General features: G+C 72.1%; 12 protein-coding genes. 3 read left to right on the top strand and 9 right to left on the bottom strand.

The window, feature by feature from the left end; translation table 11 throughout:
- Positions 1-107: 107 nt before the first annotated feature.
- From IEJ02_RS33065 to IEJ02_RS33055, 3 genes are all read right to left on the bottom strand, one after another.
- Positions 108-1,385, bottom strand: a complete 1,278-nt coding sequence (locus tag IEJ02_RS33065; RefSeq protein WP_191068188.1) for an ATP-binding protein — start codon at positions 1,383-1,385, stop codon at positions 108-110.
- A 353-nt stretch (positions 1,386-1,738) separates the two neighbouring features.
- On the bottom strand, positions 1,739-1,921 hold the full coding sequence (locus IEJ02_RS33060) for a hypothetical protein (RefSeq protein WP_223864869.1): 183 nt from the start codon (positions 1,919-1,921) through the stop codon (positions 1,739-1,741).
- Positions 1,922-2,157: 236 nt separating this feature from the next.
- Positions 2,158-3,468, bottom strand: coding sequence for a PspC domain-containing protein (locus tag IEJ02_RS33055; protein ID WP_223864868.1), 1,311 nt, complete (start codon positions 3,466-3,468; stop codon positions 2,158-2,160).
- A gap of 125 nt (positions 3,469-3,593) precedes the next feature.
- Between IEJ02_RS33055 and IEJ02_RS33050 the strand changes: the two genes are divergently transcribed.
- Entirely contained in the window at positions 3,594-5,441 is a 1,848-nt protein-coding gene (locus tag IEJ02_RS33050) for a protein kinase domain-containing protein (RefSeq protein WP_191068186.1), read from the top strand.
- Positions 5,442-5,538: 97 nt separating this feature from the next.
- Here the strand turns inward: IEJ02_RS33050 and IEJ02_RS33045 are convergent, their stop codons facing one another.
- The 5 genes from IEJ02_RS33045 to guaA form a co-directional block, all read right to left on the bottom strand.
- Complete coding sequence (locus IEJ02_RS33045; RefSeq protein WP_191068201.1) at positions 5,539-6,066, bottom strand: DoxX family protein; 528 nt, start codon at positions 6,064-6,066, stop codon at positions 5,539-5,541.
- A gap of 149 nt (positions 6,067-6,215) precedes the next feature.
- Positions 6,216-7,511 carry a hypothetical protein gene (locus tag IEJ02_RS33040; protein ID WP_191068185.1) on the bottom strand — a complete coding sequence of 432 codons (1,296 nt, stop codon included), beginning with the start codon at positions 7,509-7,511 and terminating at the stop codon, positions 6,216-6,218.
- A gap of 105 nt (positions 7,512-7,616) precedes the next feature.
- Positions 7,617-8,414: a class II aldolase/adducin family protein gene (locus IEJ02_RS33035; RefSeq protein ID WP_191068184.1), complete on the bottom strand. Its 798-nt coding sequence runs from the start codon at positions 8,412-8,414 to the stop codon at positions 7,617-7,619.
- Between the two features lie 75 nt (positions 8,415-8,489).
- Positions 8,490-9,080, bottom strand: a complete 591-nt coding sequence (locus IEJ02_RS33030) for a Uma2 family endonuclease (protein WP_191068183.1) — start codon at positions 9,078-9,080, stop codon at positions 8,490-8,492.
- Positions 9,081-9,195: 115 nt separating this feature from the next.
- Positions 9,196-10,782 (bottom strand): glutamine-hydrolyzing GMP synthase, encoded by a 1,587-nt coding sequence (gene guaA / locus IEJ02_RS33025; RefSeq protein ID WP_191068182.1) that lies wholly within the window; start codon positions 10,780-10,782, stop codon positions 9,196-9,198.
- 306 nt (positions 10,783-11,088) lie between these two features.
- Between guaA and IEJ02_RS33020 the strand changes: the two genes are divergently transcribed.
- Together IEJ02_RS33020 and IEJ02_RS33015 are read left to right on the top strand one after the other, a co-directional pair.
- A complete protein-coding gene (locus IEJ02_RS33020; RefSeq protein WP_191068181.1) occupies positions 11,089-11,358 on the top strand; it encodes a chorismate mutase in 270 nt (89 codons plus the stop codon).
- A 783-nt stretch (positions 11,359-12,141) separates the two neighbouring features.
- Positions 12,142-13,164 (top strand): LAETG motif-containing sortase-dependent surface protein, encoded by a 1,023-nt coding sequence (locus tag IEJ02_RS33015; protein ID WP_191068180.1) that lies wholly within the window; start codon positions 12,142-12,144, stop codon positions 13,162-13,164.
- A 136-nt stretch (positions 13,165-13,300) separates the two neighbouring features.
- Here IEJ02_RS33015 and IEJ02_RS33010 read toward each other — a convergent pair whose 3' ends face one another.
- Positions 13,301-15,205: a GMC oxidoreductase gene (locus IEJ02_RS33010; RefSeq protein ID WP_370467166.1), complete on the bottom strand. Its 1,905-nt coding sequence runs from the start codon at positions 15,203-15,205 to the stop codon at positions 13,301-13,303.
- Positions 15,206-15,218: the final 13 nt, after the last annotated feature.

Here is a 15,218-nt window from a genome sequence, read left to right as displayed (position 1 = left end):
CGCGGCCCCCGCCGGACCGGACGCGGCCCCCGCCGGACCGGGCGCGGCGCCCGGCACACCCTGCGCCCCGGGGCCGCTCGTCGCGTTCGTACCGCCCGTCGCGTCGGTCATGTCGTCGCCGCCCTCTCCATCTCCAGCTCCACTTCCGTGCCCCCGTCCGGCGCGGACCTCAGCCGCGCCGTGCCGCCGTTCCGCTGCATCCGGCCGATGATCGACTCGCGTACGCCCATCCGGTCCTCCGGCACCGCGTCCACGTCGAAGCCGGGGCCGCGGTCGCGCACGGAGATGAACACCGTGGCCCCCTCGACCTCGGCGAAGACCTGGACGGCCCCGCCGTCGCCACCGTACTTGGCCGCGTTGACCATCGCCTCGCGCGCCGCCTGTATCTGTGCGCCCAGTTTCTCGTCCAGGGGGCAGTCGCCGACCACCACCACCTCGATCGGGACGCCGTGGTGGTCCTCGACCTCCGCCGCCGTCTTCTTCACCGCCTCCGCGAGGGTGTCCGGCTCCTCGGCCTCGTCCTTGCCCGTGCCCTCCGGCCGGTAGAGCCACGCGCGCAGCTCCCGCTCCTGGGCGCGGGCGAGGCGGGCCACCTCGCGGGGGTCCTCCGCGTTGCGCTGGATCAGGGTGAGGGTGTGCAGCACGGAGTCATGGACGTGGGCCGCCACCTCCGCCCGCTCCTGCGCGCGGATGCGCATCAGCCGTTCCTCGGAGAGGTCCTGCGTCATCCGCACCACATACGGGCCCACCAGCAGCGCGATGCCGACAAGGACGGCCAGGGCCGCCTGCAGCACGGCCCCCAGGTGCTTGGCCGAGCCCTGGAGGACGACGATCCCGGACACCCCGGCGGCCACCAGCACGACCCCCGCGGCGCCACGGGCCAGCGGCAGGACCCGCTTGCTGCGGCTGAGCTCGACCCACTGGGCGCGGCGGGCGTTGTCCGCCTGACGCCAGAAGAGGGCGACGCCCGCGCCGATGAGGAGGAGCGGCCAGATGTAGGTGTTGGCGCGGCCGAGCTGGAAGCCCTGGACGAAGATCCCCATGCCGACGAAGAGGGCGACCAGGGCGATGATCTGGCCGCGCTCCGGCCTGCGGGCCAGGATCCGGCGGCGGCCGTCGGGGCCCACGGCGGTGAGCGGGCGGCCGGCGGTCGTCTCCACGCCGCCGACGCCGAGCGGGACGATGAACCAGAAGAGCGCGTAGACGAGCGCGCCGAACCCCTCCGCCATGAACAGCGCGATGAAGACGATCCGCACCCAGGCGACCGGCAGCCCGAGATGCCCCGCGAGCCCGCGCGCCACACCGCCGAGGAGGCGGCCTTCGGCACTGCGGTAGAGCTTGCGCGGGGGTGGCTCGGGGGCCGTGGGGGGCACTGCGGCGGTCATGGCTCGATCGTCACACGCCCGGCCGACAACGAGCATCAGGGTCGCCCCTGATCGTTCCCCGACCCGGGGACGGCGGCCGGGCCGAGCCCGGGGCCCGGGGGCGCTGCGCCCGGGAGCCCAAGGGCGGGGCGGAGACCGGGGCGGCCGCGCTCGGCGGCGGGGGTCGGGGGTCGGGCCCGGAGGCCGGGGGCCGCTGCGCCCAGGGCCCAGAGGCCGGGGGTCGGAAGCCGGGGCCCGGAGGCCAGGGGCGCTGCGCCCCGGGGCCCAGAGGCCGGGGTCGGAGGTCGGAGGTCGAGGGCCGGGGACGCTGCGCCCGCGCACCGGGGTCGACCGACATCCGCCTCGTGGCGCCGTCAGTCGTCCGGCGTCGTCCTGGCCGACCGGCGGCGGAACGCGTACGTGAGGGCCGAGGTCAGGGCCGCGACGCAGAGGCCGCACAGGAGGGCCGGGAGGGCGATCTCCGGGCGGACGTCCCACTCCCCGGCCGCGTCCATCCCGTACGCGGCGGCCACGCCCAGGATCACCAACCCGGCCACCAGCTTGCCCGGCTCGAACGGATGGCGGGACCGATCGGGGGACGCATGACGCAGCGGATGACCGCGCGAGTGGTCGGGCCGATGGCCGACCCGATGGCCGAACCCTGGGTGCCCGAACCGATGTCCGAACCGATGGTCGGACCGGTGACCGAACCAGTGACCGAATCGGTGACCGAGCCGATCTCCGAACCGATGGTCGAGCCGATGCCCGAACCGATCCCCGAACGAACGGCGCCTCATGAGCGCTTCACCTCCACCGCACCCAGCCCCATCTCCAGCTTCAGCGAGACCGTGCCCTCGGCCCTGCCGCCGCCCACCGGCTCCAGGGTGAGCTTGCGCTCCCGGTCCGGGCCGATATCGACGTTGTGCTTGTCCCGCTTCTCGCCCGGCAGCCAGATGTCGCCGATCCCGACCTCGATGTCCAGCCTCACCCGGGCGTCGCGCGGGACCGTGACGGCCAGTTTGCCCGCGCCCATCTCCACCCGGCTGGAGACGGAGCTGCCCGCGTCCAGGGCCAGCCGGTCCAGCTTCAACTCGGCGACGCCGCCGCCCAGCTCATAGCCGTCGCGCAGCGACGCCACGGAGGTCGGGGCCCAGGTGCGGCGCGCCCAGTCGGGGGTGACGGCATCGGGGAGGGCGGCCGCGCCCGCCAGCAGCGCGCTCGTCAGCAGCGCGAGGAACACCGTGCCGCCACCGGCCCGCCCCCAGCGGGAGCTGATGACGAGGGCGAGCCCGAAGACCCCCAGCGCGCAGGCGAACCCGATCTCCAGGCTGGTGCCCAGCGGCCGCGAGGACCACCCCGCCCGCGCCCCCACCACGGCGGCGGCGACCGCCACCAGGAAGGCCCAGCCGCCGATCGACGCCCGGTCCGGCACCCGGCGGGCCCGCTCCGCCTTCGCCTCCGCCTTGTCGTACGGGCCGTCGTCCGGCCCCCACAGATAGCCGGTCCGCGACCCGGCCCCGGCGCCGAGCGGCCCGGTCGTACCGTCCTTGACGATCGGGTCGCGCCACCAGGACGGCCCGGGGCCGCCGCGCGTGGGCGGCGCCTTGGTCTCGGGCGGCGCGTCGGCGACGGCCTGGGCCGTGGCCGCGTCCACCGCGCCCACGCTCTCCGCCTGCCGCCGGTGGTGCGACCAATAGCCCGCACCGGCCGCCGCGAGGGCGAGCATGAACGAGAAGTACATGACGCCGCCGTTGTTGAGCATCGACAGGAAGAGCCCACAGCCCACCAGCGCCACCAGCACCGCCGTCAGCCCCGGGCCCTCGACCCGGCCCGAGAGCAGCCTGCGCCCCTCGTTCTCGTCCTCGCCGTGGAACGGGATCAGCAGCCAGCAGAACCCGTACACGATCAGGCCGAGGCCGCCCGCGACGGCCAGCACCGACAGCACCACCCGGAAGATCACCGGGTCCAGATCGCAGTAGCGGCCGAGCCCTCCACAGACCCCCGAGATCACCTTATGGTCACGACTGCGCCGAAGCGGCGTCTGTGACAGGCGGGAACCGGACGCGGCCTCGGCCTCGTCCGCCACGGTGGGTGCTTCGGTCATGCGTCCATGGTGACAACAGGGCCGTACCCGCGACATCCGGCATGCCCCTAGGTCTTCCCTGAGATCTCCCCGGGGGTCACGGCGGCTATCGTGTCGCATCGAACGTGTGCGGGGAGGGGAAAGCGGTGTCGGACGAAGGCCACCTGATAGCCGGACGTTACCGCCTGGTCGAGAAGATCGGCCGTGGTGGCATGGGCACGGTGTGGCGCGCGGAGGACGAACTGCTGGGCCGCCAGGTCGCGGTCAAGCAGCTCTATGTCTCTCCGCACCTCGCCGAGGACGAGCTGACGACCCTGCACGAACGCACCCGTCGCGAGGCGCGCAGCGCGGCCCGCATCACCCACCCCAACGTGGTCGTGGTCCATGACGTGGTGGACCACCACGGACTGCCGTGCATCGTCATGGAGTACGTGCCCTCCACGACCCTCGCCGACCTGCTGAGGGACGGGGGACGCGTCTCGCCCGACGAGGCCGCCCGCATCGGCCGCGGCATGATCGCCGCGCTGCGCGCCGCGCACGCGGCCGGGGTGCTGCACCGGGACGTCAAGCCCGGCAATGTGCTGCTCGGGCCCGAAGGCCGGGTCGTGCTCACGGATTTCGGCATCGCCATGGCCACCGGCACCTCGACGCTGACCAAGACCGGCGAGGTCGTCGGCTCCATCGACTACATCGCGCCCGAGCGGGTCAGGGGCCGCAAACCCGGCCCCGCGTCGGACCTCTGGGCGCTGGGAGCGACGCTCTATCAGGCGGTCGAGGGGCGCCCGCCGTTCCGCAAGGCCACGGCGATCGAGACGGGTTACGCGATCGCCGTCGATCCGCTGGACCCGCCCAAACGGGCGGGCGCGCTGGCTCCGTTGATCGAGAGCCTGCTGGCCAAGGAGCCGGAGCTGCGGCCCTCGGCCGAGGAGACCGAACGCGCGCTGCGGCTCCCGGCCTCGGAGCCCGAGACGACATCGCTGCAGACCCCGCCGCTCGATACGACCGCCACGAATCCGCCGCACGACGCGACCATGAACCTCTCGACGCGGCGGGAGCCCGGCACGGGCACGGACCGGACGACGGGCACGGACGCGCACGCCGCGCCGAACGCGCCCACGACATCGACCCCGTATCACCACACGACCCACACACCGAGCACTCCGCACAACGCGACGAGCGCTCCGCACACCCCGGACCCACGGATTCCCTCGCACACCCCGGGCACCGCCCCGGGCACCGGGAACACCTCCGGCGCGCAGCACACCCCGCCCACGGCCACGCCGTTCACCGCGTCGACGCCGTCCATGACCGCCCAGACGCCGGTGCCCCCGCCCGCCTCCGTTCCGGCGCGCAAGAGCCGTAAGGCGGTGTGGACCGCCGCGGCGACCTCCCTGGCGGTCGTGGCCGTGGCCGGCGGCGTCTATCTGTTCGGCCTCGACCATGACAACGGCGGGGGGAACGGCGGGGGTTCGTCCGCCACGGGCACCCCGTCGGCCTCCCCGACCAAGCCGTACAACGCGCCGTCCGGCTACCACATCGTCACCGAGAAGAAGTTCGGCTTCTCCCTGCCCATCCCCGACGGCTGGACCCGCCAGGAGAAGAACGACCCCGACGGCAACACGGTCGACCGCACCCAGGAGGTCCGCTACCTCGACCCCAACGGGCTGGCCGGTCTGAGGATCAACGTCCTGGACTTCGCCTCCGGCAACCAGGTCCAGCACTTCGAGGACCTGGAGGTCGCGTTCAAGGACAAGAAGGAGTACCCGATCTACGAGCGGTTGCGGCTGCAGGAGACGAAGTACCAGGGCATGCCCGCCGCGATCTGGGAGTTCAAATTCCGGGGCGAGGTACGGATGTTCCGCGCGATCGACCTCGGCTTCGGCAATGAGGGCGACAAGGAGTACGCGATCTACCTGAGCGCCCCGGACGCGGACTGGAGCACCTATCGGCCGATCTTCGACGAGGTCCGGGACGGCTTCCGCATCCTCAGCTGACGGGATCGGGCCCGGGGGCGCACCCCGCGTGAAGAGGCGCGCCCCGCGAGGAGGCGCGCCTCCCGTGAGAGCCGCGAGCTACATGCAGAGCCGCGAGCTACGTGAAGAGCTGCGAGCCCTGTCGGCGCCGGCGCCGGGAGATGGCGACGTCCAGGGAGAGGTACGGCGCCCCGGCCAGCACCAGCGGCAGCCACGCCATCAGATAGGCCAGGTCGTTGCCGTAGTAGTACGGGTCCGACTGCCAGCTGACGGTGAGCCACAGGCTCAGCGAGATCAGCGCGCCGCCGAAGGCGGCCAGGCGGGAGAGGAGGCCCACCAGGATGCCGAGGCCGACGGCCAGTTCACCGTAGGCCATCGCGTAGCCGAAGGCGGTGGGGTCCTTCAGGGCCTGGTCGACCAGCCACGGCACGGCCGAGCTGTCCCGCACCTGCCGCATCAGCTCGCCGATCGAGCCCGAGCCCGAGTCGGACAGGAAGGCCGAGTCGGTGAGCTTGTCGATTCCGGCGTAGACGAAGGTGACGCCGAGGAAGATCCGCAGGGGCAGCAGCGCGTACCGGCCGGCGGTGGCCCTGATGCCCACGGGCTGCTGCCCGCCTATGCCGTTCACGCCGCCCATACCGCCCATCCCGCCCATACCGTGCACGCTCCCGCCGCTGCCCGCGGTGCCCGAACCGCCCATACGATCCGCGTGTCTCATGCCGCCCGCCTCTTCCCTCACGCCGCCGTTTGGTTGCGCGTTCGACGAAACCATACGGAGCGGCCGGCCGGAACGACTCAGTCCATCACATCGATGGGATAGCGGTTGGTCTCCGCCCCCGAGGCCGTCACGACCTGCACATCCACCCGGCCCGGCTCCACGTCCACCGGGACCGGCACGGTGAGCGCGGTGTCCGTGGGGCTGCTGAAGCCCCCGGCCACCGGGACGAGCGGGACATGGACGTGCACCGCGCCGATGCGGACCACCAGCCTGGCCAGCCGGTCCGGGTCCTGGGCGCCCGGCGGGACGAAGCCGCTGCCGCGGATCTCGATGTCGTCGCCGGTGCGGATCGGGGCGTCGCGGTCGATGGCGCCCTCCTCGGGGAGGACCCGTACGACGGACAGCACGGTCGGGCGGCCGCCCTCCGCGTACTTCCCCGTCAGGTACATCACCACCGACACGGCCGCCAGCAGCGCCAGGCCCCACGGCACATCGGGCAGCCGCCACGGCTCCCGGGCGAGGCGGACGGCGGTGAAGGCGAGGGCCACGGTGTGGACGACGATGTACTGCACATCGGCGAAGCTGCCGCGGCCCGCGTCGTCGGTCAGCAGATCGGCGGCGCGCGGGCGCACGGCCCGCACCTTCTGGAGCCGCTGCGCCCGCACCCGGGCCGCCACGACGAGCCGTGCCAGCACCGCGGCCGCACACGTCAACGCGGCGACCGTAAGGAGCCCGGCGGTGTGGTCGAGGGCGAGCCCGTCGGTCAGCCGCTGCCGGTCGCCGGGGGCCACGGCCAGCTCGACGCCGAGCACCAGCACCGCGAAGACCGCGATCAGCAGCCAGGCGGCGGCGACGGTACGGGAGGTGGAGAGGCGGTTGTCCTCGCCGACGAGCGGGGCGAGCGGGCCGCCGTCCGCACGGTGCAGCCGGGCGGTGAGGGTCAGCAGCGCGGCGGTGATCACGGCGGCGGTGAGCCCGGCCGTCCGCGCGACCGACCAGCCCGCGCCGATCGCCGTGGCCAACTGGCCGATCAGCAGCGCCCCGGCCGCGCCCCACACCACGCACACCGTGCGCAGCCACACCCGGTGGCGCCAGGCCGAGGTCTCGGCGCGGCCGCTGTCGGCCACCGAACGGGCCGCGTGGGCCAGCTCGTCCGAGACCCACTGCCGGGATGCCCCGGCCGAGTGGGCGAGAGCCCTGGGAAGGCCCTCTCCGGCCGCGAAACGCTCCCGCAGGGCCACGAACGCGGCCACGGCCCTCCGGTGGCCCTCACGGGCCCCCTGGGGGCATCCACAGCCCTTGTGGCCCTGGGGGTGCCCATGGGGGTGCTGTCCTTCTGCCGTCGTGGCGTTCTCCGCCTGCTCCACCGCCACGCGGGTCGCTCCGTCGTTCACTCGTTCCGTACGGGACCGCGGGTTCGCACGGCACCGCCCAACTGTCATGTGTTGAGAGGGGATTGTGCCGCACCGCGGAGGGTGTCAGCTCAGCAGGTCCGGCTCATCGCGGGTGATCTGCAGATACAGAGGTTGATAGTTGATCCACGCCACAAGATCGTTTCCCAGCTGCTCACGGGTCCGCATCGCGTCGGCGTAGTCGATGGGCACCGGCCTGCCCGACGCCTTCGCGGTCAGCTGCACCTGGGCGGCCCGCTCCATCGTGATGAACCACCACGCGGCCGCGTCGACCGAGTCCCCGACCGTCAGCAGACCGCGATTGCGCAGGATGAGGGCCTTGTGGCCGCCGAGCGCCGCGGCGATCGCGCGCCCCTCGTCCTCGTCCACGACGACCCCCGTGGTGCCCCCGTAGACCGCGTGGTCCTCGAAGAAGGCGCAGACCTCCTGGGTGATCGGCTCCAGCGGCTCGCCGAGCGCGGCCAGCGCCCGGCCGTGCACCGAGCGGCTGTGCGCGACGGCCACGACGTCCGGCCGCGCCTGATGCACGGAAGAGTGAACGACGAAGGCCGCCTGGTTGACGTGGGCGCGCCCCTCGACCACCTGGCCCGCCTGGTTGACGAGGAGCAGATCGCTCACGGTGATGTGGCCGAAGGGCATGCCGAACGGATTCACCCAGTAGCAGTCGGTGAACTCCGGGTCCCGCACGGTGATGTGGCCCGCGACCCCCTCCTCGTACCCGAACCGCCCGAACAGGCGCAGCGCCGCGGCCAGCCGCTCCTTGCGGTAGCGGCGCTCGTCATGGGGGGAGGCGTGCTGCGGGGGCATGGTGAACCGCAGCTGGTCGGTCGGTATCGGGGTGGGGGTCTGCGGCTGGTTCGTCATCGGCAGCTCCGCTCCTCTGGTGTGCTGGAGCGGAAGCTACCTCTGGGTATCGCAGGAGGCCAGAGTCAGGGCCTGCTACAGGTGGTCGATCTCGGTGAGGTCGATGTCGATGGTGAAGGGGACCGAGAGCTTGAGCCGGTTGTGGTGGAAGCCGGTGGACCGGTAGGCGTGCCTTTCTTCGTCGAGCTCGAAGACACGGACCACGGGGCGTGCGTCCGTGTTGGTCATCTCGACGCGCCAGAAGTGCGGGATACCCGCGTTGGCGTACTTGTGCGGCTTGGTGTCGTGGTCCCGGGCCTCGGACTCGGGAGAGACCACCTCGACGGCCAGGATCACATCGCCGACCTCGAAATAGGTCTGTTCACGGCTCCGCACGGCTTCGGCACGCACGACCGAGATGTCCGGTTCCGGGCCGTTGCGCTTGTCGATCACCACAGTCATCTCGCGTGCGATCCGCAGGTCAGGTCGCACAGTCTGGCGCAGCCCGCTCACCAGCAGATCAATCACGACGCTGTGGAAGTAGCGCTGCGGACTCACGAAAACCAGGCTCCCGTCGATCAATTCGGTATGCGGCGGGAGATCGGGCAGCGTCAGCAAATCGTCCACGGTGTAGCCATCCAGCGGCGGCATCGGCCACGAGGTGGTGTGCGGCGGCTCAGCGGTCATGGTTTCTCCCATGGACGGGATTCTCGGCCGTAGGGCCAGCGTACCGAGCACGAACGCCGCTGCCGCCGCCCAAACGAATGAGCGACGGCAGCGGCGTTTGACGATCAGATGAAGATCATTCCCACTCGATGGTGCCGGGCGGCTTGCTGGTGATGTCCAGCACCACCCGGTTCACCTGGTCCACCTCGTTGGTGATGCGGGTGGAGATCCGCGACAGCACGTCGTACGGCAGCCGCGACCAGTCCGCCGTCATCGCGTCCTCCGAGGAGACCGGGCGCAGCACGATCGGGTGGCCGTAGGTGCGGCCGTCGCCCTGGACGCCGACCGAGCGGACGTCGGCGAGCAGGACCACCGGGCACTGCCAGATGTCGCGGTCCAGACCGGCGGCGGTCAGCTCCTCGCGGGCGATGGCGTCGGCCTCGCGCAGTAGGTCCAGGCGCTCCTTGGTGACCTCGCCGACGATGCGGATGCCCAGGCCCGGACCCGGGAAGGGCTGGCGGTGGACGATCTCGTCCGGCAGGCCGAGCTCCTGCCCGACCATCCGCACCTCGTCCTTGAACAGCCGGCGCAACGGCTCGACCAGCTGGAACTCGATGTCGTCGGGCAGCCCGCCCACATTGTGGTGGGACTTGATGTTGGCGGTGCCGGTGCCGCCGCCGGACTCCACCACATCCGGGTAGAGGGTGCCCTGGACCAGGAACTCCACGTCCTCACCGGCCGCGCCCGCCTCGGCCACCAGCTCGGCCTGCGCCTGCTCGAAGACCCGGATGAACTCCCGGCCGATGATCTTCCGCTTCTCCTCGGGGTCGGACACCCCGGCGAGCGCGGTGAGGAACCGCTCCTCGGCCTCGACGACCTTCAGCTGCACCCCGGTGGCCGCCACGAAGTCCTTCTCGACCTGCTCGGACTCGCCCTTGCGCATCAGGCCGTGGTCCACGTACACGCAGGTCAGCTGGTCGCCGATGGCCTTCTGGACGAGGGCGGCGGCCACGGCGGAGTCCACCCCGCCGGACAGCCCGCAGATCGCGCGCTTGGTGCCGACCTGCTCCCGGATCGCGGCCACGGACTCCTCGACCACATTGGTGGTGGTCCAGGTGGGCTCCAGACCGGCGCCCCGGTAGAGGAAGTGCTCCAGCACCTGCTGGCCGTGGGTGGAGTGCATCACCTCGGGGTGGTGCTGCACGCCGTACAGCCTGCGCTCGTCGCATTCGAAGGCCGCGACCGGCACCACATCGGTGGACGCGGTGACGGTGAAGCCCTCGGGCGCCTGGGAGCAGGCGTCGCCGTGCGACATCCACACCTGCTGCTCCTCGGGGGTGCCCGCGAAGAGCGTCGAGCCCTGCTTGGTGACGGTGAGCGCCGTACGGCCGTACTCCCGCGCCCCGGTGTTGTCCACGGTGCCGCCGAGCGCCGTGGCCATCAGCTGGAAGCCGTAGCACATGCCGAAGACCGGGACGCCCGCCTCGAAGAGCGCGCGGTCGAGCGTGGGCGCGCCTTCGGCGTAGACCGACGAGGGGCCGCCGGAGAGGATGATCGCCTTGGGGTTCTTGGCGAGCATCTCGGCCACCGGCATGGTGGACGGAACGATCTCGCTGTAGACCCGGGCCTCACGGACCCTGCGGGCGATGAGCTGGGCGTACTGCGCGCCGAAGTCGACGACCAGGACGGTGTCGGGGGCGGCAGCAGGGGACGCTGATGGCACTTCGGCGGCCTTCCGGCGGTGGTGGCGTGCGGTGGAACATGACTGCGGCGGGGCCACGGCTTCGGGGCGGGACCGCAGGTTTGGACTTTCGATTCTAACGGGCCCATAATCGACGCCATGTCCACGCGCATGACCTTCGTCTTTACCTATGGCACCGGCCCGTCCGGCTGCCATGGTCGTGCTGCGTAAACACTGACAGCGACTTCCCAGGCGCCCCGGGCCGGCAAAGGCCCGGGGCGCTCTGTCTTGTTCTCCGGGTCTCGGCCGGACTCCAGGGCTCCGCGACACGGACCAGGAGATACGGACATGAGCAGCAGCGTTTCGGCTACGGAGGCCGCGCGGGTGATCGACACCGCGCGGGAGCGGATCGACGCCCTCGACGAGCAGATCCTCGATCTCGTCCGGGAGCGGATGGCCGTCTCGGCCACCGTGCAGGAGGCACGGATCGCGGCGGGCGGGCGGCGGGTGCACCTCTCCCGCGAGATGGAGATCCTCGACCGCTACCGGCAGCGGCTGGGCAAGCCCGGTACGACGCTCGCCATGACGCTGCTGGAGCTGTGCCGGGGCCGGGTCTGATCCCTCCGCCCCACGGACACGGACAGCGGACAGCGGACCGCGGACACGGGCAGCGGACCGCGGACGCGGACTGGGGGACTGCCGACACGGACAGGCGAAGGGCCCCGGGGGCGCCCGAACGGGGCGGGCGCCCCCGGGGCCCTAGGCGGTCAGCACCGGCGTCAGGGCAGCGCCGGTGCTGAGAGGCGGCGCCGGGGGGTTGCGCCGCTGGCTCATGGGACCCGTGTGTCAGGGGTGTCTGAACGGCGTGCGCCCGCGTGGTCGGACCAATGTCGGGGTGTGACCGGGGGCGTTTTCCCTCTCAGCATCGTGGTGGATGCGGAGCGCCGGGCGCAACCGTTTCGACCGGATACGGTCGGCCCCAGGCGTCCCCGGGGCCGACCGCCCTTAGGTGGTGACCGGGCTGCTGTCCCCTGCCGACCGGTCACCTCGCCGGAGCGAGGTCCCACGACGGGCCGCCTGAATCACCACAGGGGCCGCGTCTCATCGCTGCGGCGGATCTGAGCCACGCGTGGATTTTCCGGGCCGCTCCTGGCTGGCGCGGCACCGGGCACAACGAGCCCGCGCGCGGGCCGGTCACCCGCCGTACGGGTGATGACGTGCGAGGCCGGGCGCCCGTCGCGAATTCTGTGACCATTCTGTGAGCAACTGTGAAGGCAACCTTTCGGCCATTCGCCTGGTCATGTACGTGCAAACGCACGGCCATCCCGCGCCCCCACCGCGACGGCCTTCCACACGCGTACCGCCCACCACGGCGGTGCGTACGGACCCAGAGAGGTCTTCATGAAGCTTCGCCGCGCCCTGGCGGCTGCCGCAGCGACGGCCGCCATAGCCCCTGCCGCGCTTCTCGCGGCCCCCGCTGCCTTCGCGGAGACGCCGACGGACGACCCGTCGCCATCCGCCACCGAGACCGTGACGCCGTCCCCGGAGGACCCGACGCCGTCGCCGACGCAGACCGCTCCGAGCGACGAGCCCACGCCGACCACCCCGGCGCCGTCCACGAGCGCCACCGAGGCTCCGAGCCCCGGCACCCCCTCCGGCACCCCCTCGTCCACCCCCACCGACACCGCCACCCCGACCCCGACCCCGACGTCGACCGAGGAGCCGGGCGACGGCGAGTGCGCGGACGACGGGGACTACAACGAGGACCCGGAGCTCAGCACGACCCTGGTCGGCCTGCCGTCGAAGGTCGTGGCGGGCAGCGGCTTCCACGGCTTCAGGTTCCAGGTCAAGAACGACTCGGACCGCAGCTACCAGCGGGTCGACTTCGGGCTCTTCGCGGGCACGGTGCACGAGTCCACCCCGGACGGGACGGGCAAGTACCTGACGCTGCAGTACAAGGACCCCGAGTCCGGCGCCTGGAAGGCGATCTCCACCGACGAGAACGACCCGGGCTCCGGCTACATCGGCTACACCGATGTGCGCCCGCACGAGACCCTTGACGTCGACCTCCGGCTGAGCGTCGCCAAGAGCGCGCCCGAGGGCTTCGGCTACGCCATCAGCGTCGGCGTGTACGCGGACGACGAGGGCAACTGCGTCTACTCGACCGGTGAGTACTACGAGTTCGACGTGTTGAAGGCGGGTTCGGAGCCGGGCCATGTGCCGCCGGCCGACCCGAAGCCGCAGGGTGGCAAGAAGCCGCTGCCGCACAAGCCGGAGGGCAACACGGAGATCAGCCCGAAGGGCAGCCTGGCCGAAACCGGCTCCTCCTCCGCGCTGCCGATGATCGCCGTGATCGGCGGTGTGGCGATGGCCGCGGGCGGAGGCGCGGTCTTCGTGGTCCGTCGCCGCCGCGCCACGGTCTGACGGTCCTCGCGACGGTTCTGAGGGGCGCCGTACGGGCTGGTCTCCGGCCCGTACGGCGCCCCGGCGCTCAACCGCCCCAGCGCTCAGCCGGCCCGGCGCTCTGCGTTCAACTGCCCCGCGCTCAACCGCCCGGCGCTCAGGCTCGTGGCGGGACCTTCGGCACCGGCAGCAGCGGGAGCTTCAACGCCCCGAAGGCGTCCGCCGGTACGGCGGGGCTGCGCGGCGGGATCGGCCGCAGGCGTTCGTACGGCGCCTCCGGGGCCGGGCGCGGGTCGGGCTCGCCCTTGTTGGGCCACAGGGACATCGCCCGCTCGGCCTGGGCGGTGATGGTCAGGGACGGGTTGACGCCCAGGTTGGCCGAGACGGCGGCGCCGTCGACCACATGGATGCCCGGATGGCCGTAGAGCCGGTGGTACGGGTCGATGACGCCCTCCTCCGGGGACGCCCCGATCGGGCAGCCGCCGAGGAAGTGGGCGGTCAGCGGGGTGCCCATGAGCTCGCCGACGTTGCTGCCCGCGAAGCCGTTGATCGAGTCGGCGATGTGGCGGGCGGCCTCGGCGCCCTCGGGGATGTGGTCGGGGTTGGGCTCGCCGTGGCCCTGGCGGGCGGTGAGCAGCCCCTTGCCCGGCCCCTTCGGCTTGCGGTAGGTGGTCAGCGAGTTGTCGTGCGTCTGCATGACCAGGCCGATGATGGTCCGCTCCGACCAGCGGCGGTTGGACAGCGAGCGCACCGCCAGGGTGGGGTGCCGGAGGTTGGCGCCCAGGAAGCGCAGCCAGCGCGGAACGCGCCCGCCGTGCGGGATCTGCAGGATGGAGAGCATCCCCATCGCGTTGGAGCCCTTGCCGTAGCGGACGGGCTCGATATGGGTGTTCTCGTTGGGGTGGATGGACGAGGTGATCGCGACGCCCCGGGTGAAGTCCGCCCGCCCCTCCCCACCCCGCGCGCGGCGGTAGCGGCGGTCGGTGGTCTGCGCGCCCACCAGGGCCTCGGAGTTGGTGCGGGTGAGGATGCCGAGCCGTTCGGAGACCCGCGGCAGCAGCCCCTTGTCCCGCATCGTGTGCAGCAGCGTCTGGGTGCCGTACGTACCGGCGGCGAGGACGACGTACCGGGAGCGCAGCGCCTTCGGCTTGCCCTTACGGCGGTTGTCGGTCGGGACGGTGGTGACCGTATAGCCGCCGTGCGGGTCGTCGCACAGGGCGACGACGGTCGTCATCGGGTGGACCACGGCTCCGGCCCGCTCGGCCAGGTGGAGATAGTTCTCATTGAGGGTGTTCTTGGCGCCGTGGCGGCAGCCGGTCATGCACTCACCGCACTCCGTGCACGCCTTACGGGCCGGGCCCGCGCCGCCGAAGTACGGATCGGGAACGGCCCCGCCCGGCGCGGCCTTCGTGGTGCCGTCGGCGTCGTGGCCGTCCCCGAAGAAGACCCCCACGGGCGCCATATGGAAGGTGTCGCCCACGCCCATCTTCTCGGCGGCCGCCTTGAGGTGGACATCGGACGGGGTGAGGGTGTGGTTGAGGCGCGCCCCGAGCATCCGCCGCGCCTGGTCGTAGTACGGGCTCAGCTCCTCCTGCCAGTCGGTGATGTGCCCCCACTGGCGGTCCCGGAAGAACGGCTCGGGCGGTACGTAGAGGGTGTTGGCGTAGTTGAGCGAGCCGCCCCCGACCCCGGCGCCCGCCAGCACCATGACCTTGCCCAGGACGTGGATGCGCTGGATGCCGAAGCAGCCGAGGGCCGGGGCCCAGAGGTAGTTGCGGAGGTCCCAGGAGCTCTTGGGCAGGGTTTCCGGGGTGAACCGGCGGCCCGCCTCGAGGACGCCGACCCGATAGCCCTTCTCGGTCAGGCGCAGGGCCGACACCGACCCGCCGAAACCCGAGCCGATCACGATCACGTCGTAGTCGAAGTCACCGTCGTCGGCGTCGGCGTCGGCGCCGCCGTCGGCATGGGCATGGGCGTCGGCATGGGCGTTGAGCTCGTCGGCGAAGTCCTCGTCGTGGCCGGGCTCTCGTACCCGCTTTTGGGCAGACCTCTCCCCTGACACTGGTACCTCCATT

It is taken from the genome of Streptomyces sp. 5-10, assembly GCF_014712245.1.
GTDB classification, from domain to species: domain Bacteria; phylum Actinomycetota; class Actinomycetes; order Streptomycetales; family Streptomycetaceae; genus Streptomyces; species Streptomyces violaceusniger.
The sequence above is the reverse complement of the archived record's forward strand: the minus strand, read 5'-3'. Positions and strand labels throughout refer to the sequence as shown.

What these genes read in the sequence shown, in the direction of transcription:
- IEJ02_RS33065 (WP_191068188.1), bottom strand. Translation starts at nt 1,385, where the DNA reads ATGACCGCCGCAGTGCCCCCCACGGCCCCCGAGCCACCCCCGCGCAAG.
- IEJ02_RS33055 (WP_223864868.1), bottom strand. Translation starts at nt 3,468, where the DNA reads ATGACCGAAGCACCCACCGTGGCGGACGAGGCCGAGGCCGCGTCCGGT.
- IEJ02_RS33045 (WP_191068201.1), bottom strand. Translation starts at nt 6,066, where the DNA reads ATGGGCGGTATGGGCGGCGTGAACGGCATAGGCGGGCAGCAGCCCGTG.
- IEJ02_RS33035 (WP_191068184.1), bottom strand. Translation starts at nt 8,414, where the DNA reads ATGACGAACCAGCCGCAGACCCCCACCCCGATACCGACCGACCAGCTG.
- IEJ02_RS33030 (WP_191068183.1), bottom strand. Translation starts at nt 9,080, where the DNA reads ATGACCGCTGAGCCGCCGCACACCACCTCGTGGCCGATGCCGCCGCTG.
- IEJ02_RS33020 (WP_191068181.1), top strand. Translation starts at nt 11,089, where the DNA reads ATGAGCAGCAGCGTTTCGGCTACGGAGGCCGCGCGGGTGATCGACACC.
- IEJ02_RS33015 (WP_191068180.1), top strand. Translation starts at nt 12,142, where the DNA reads ATGAAGCTTCGCCGCGCCCTGGCGGCTGCCGCAGCGACGGCCGCCATA.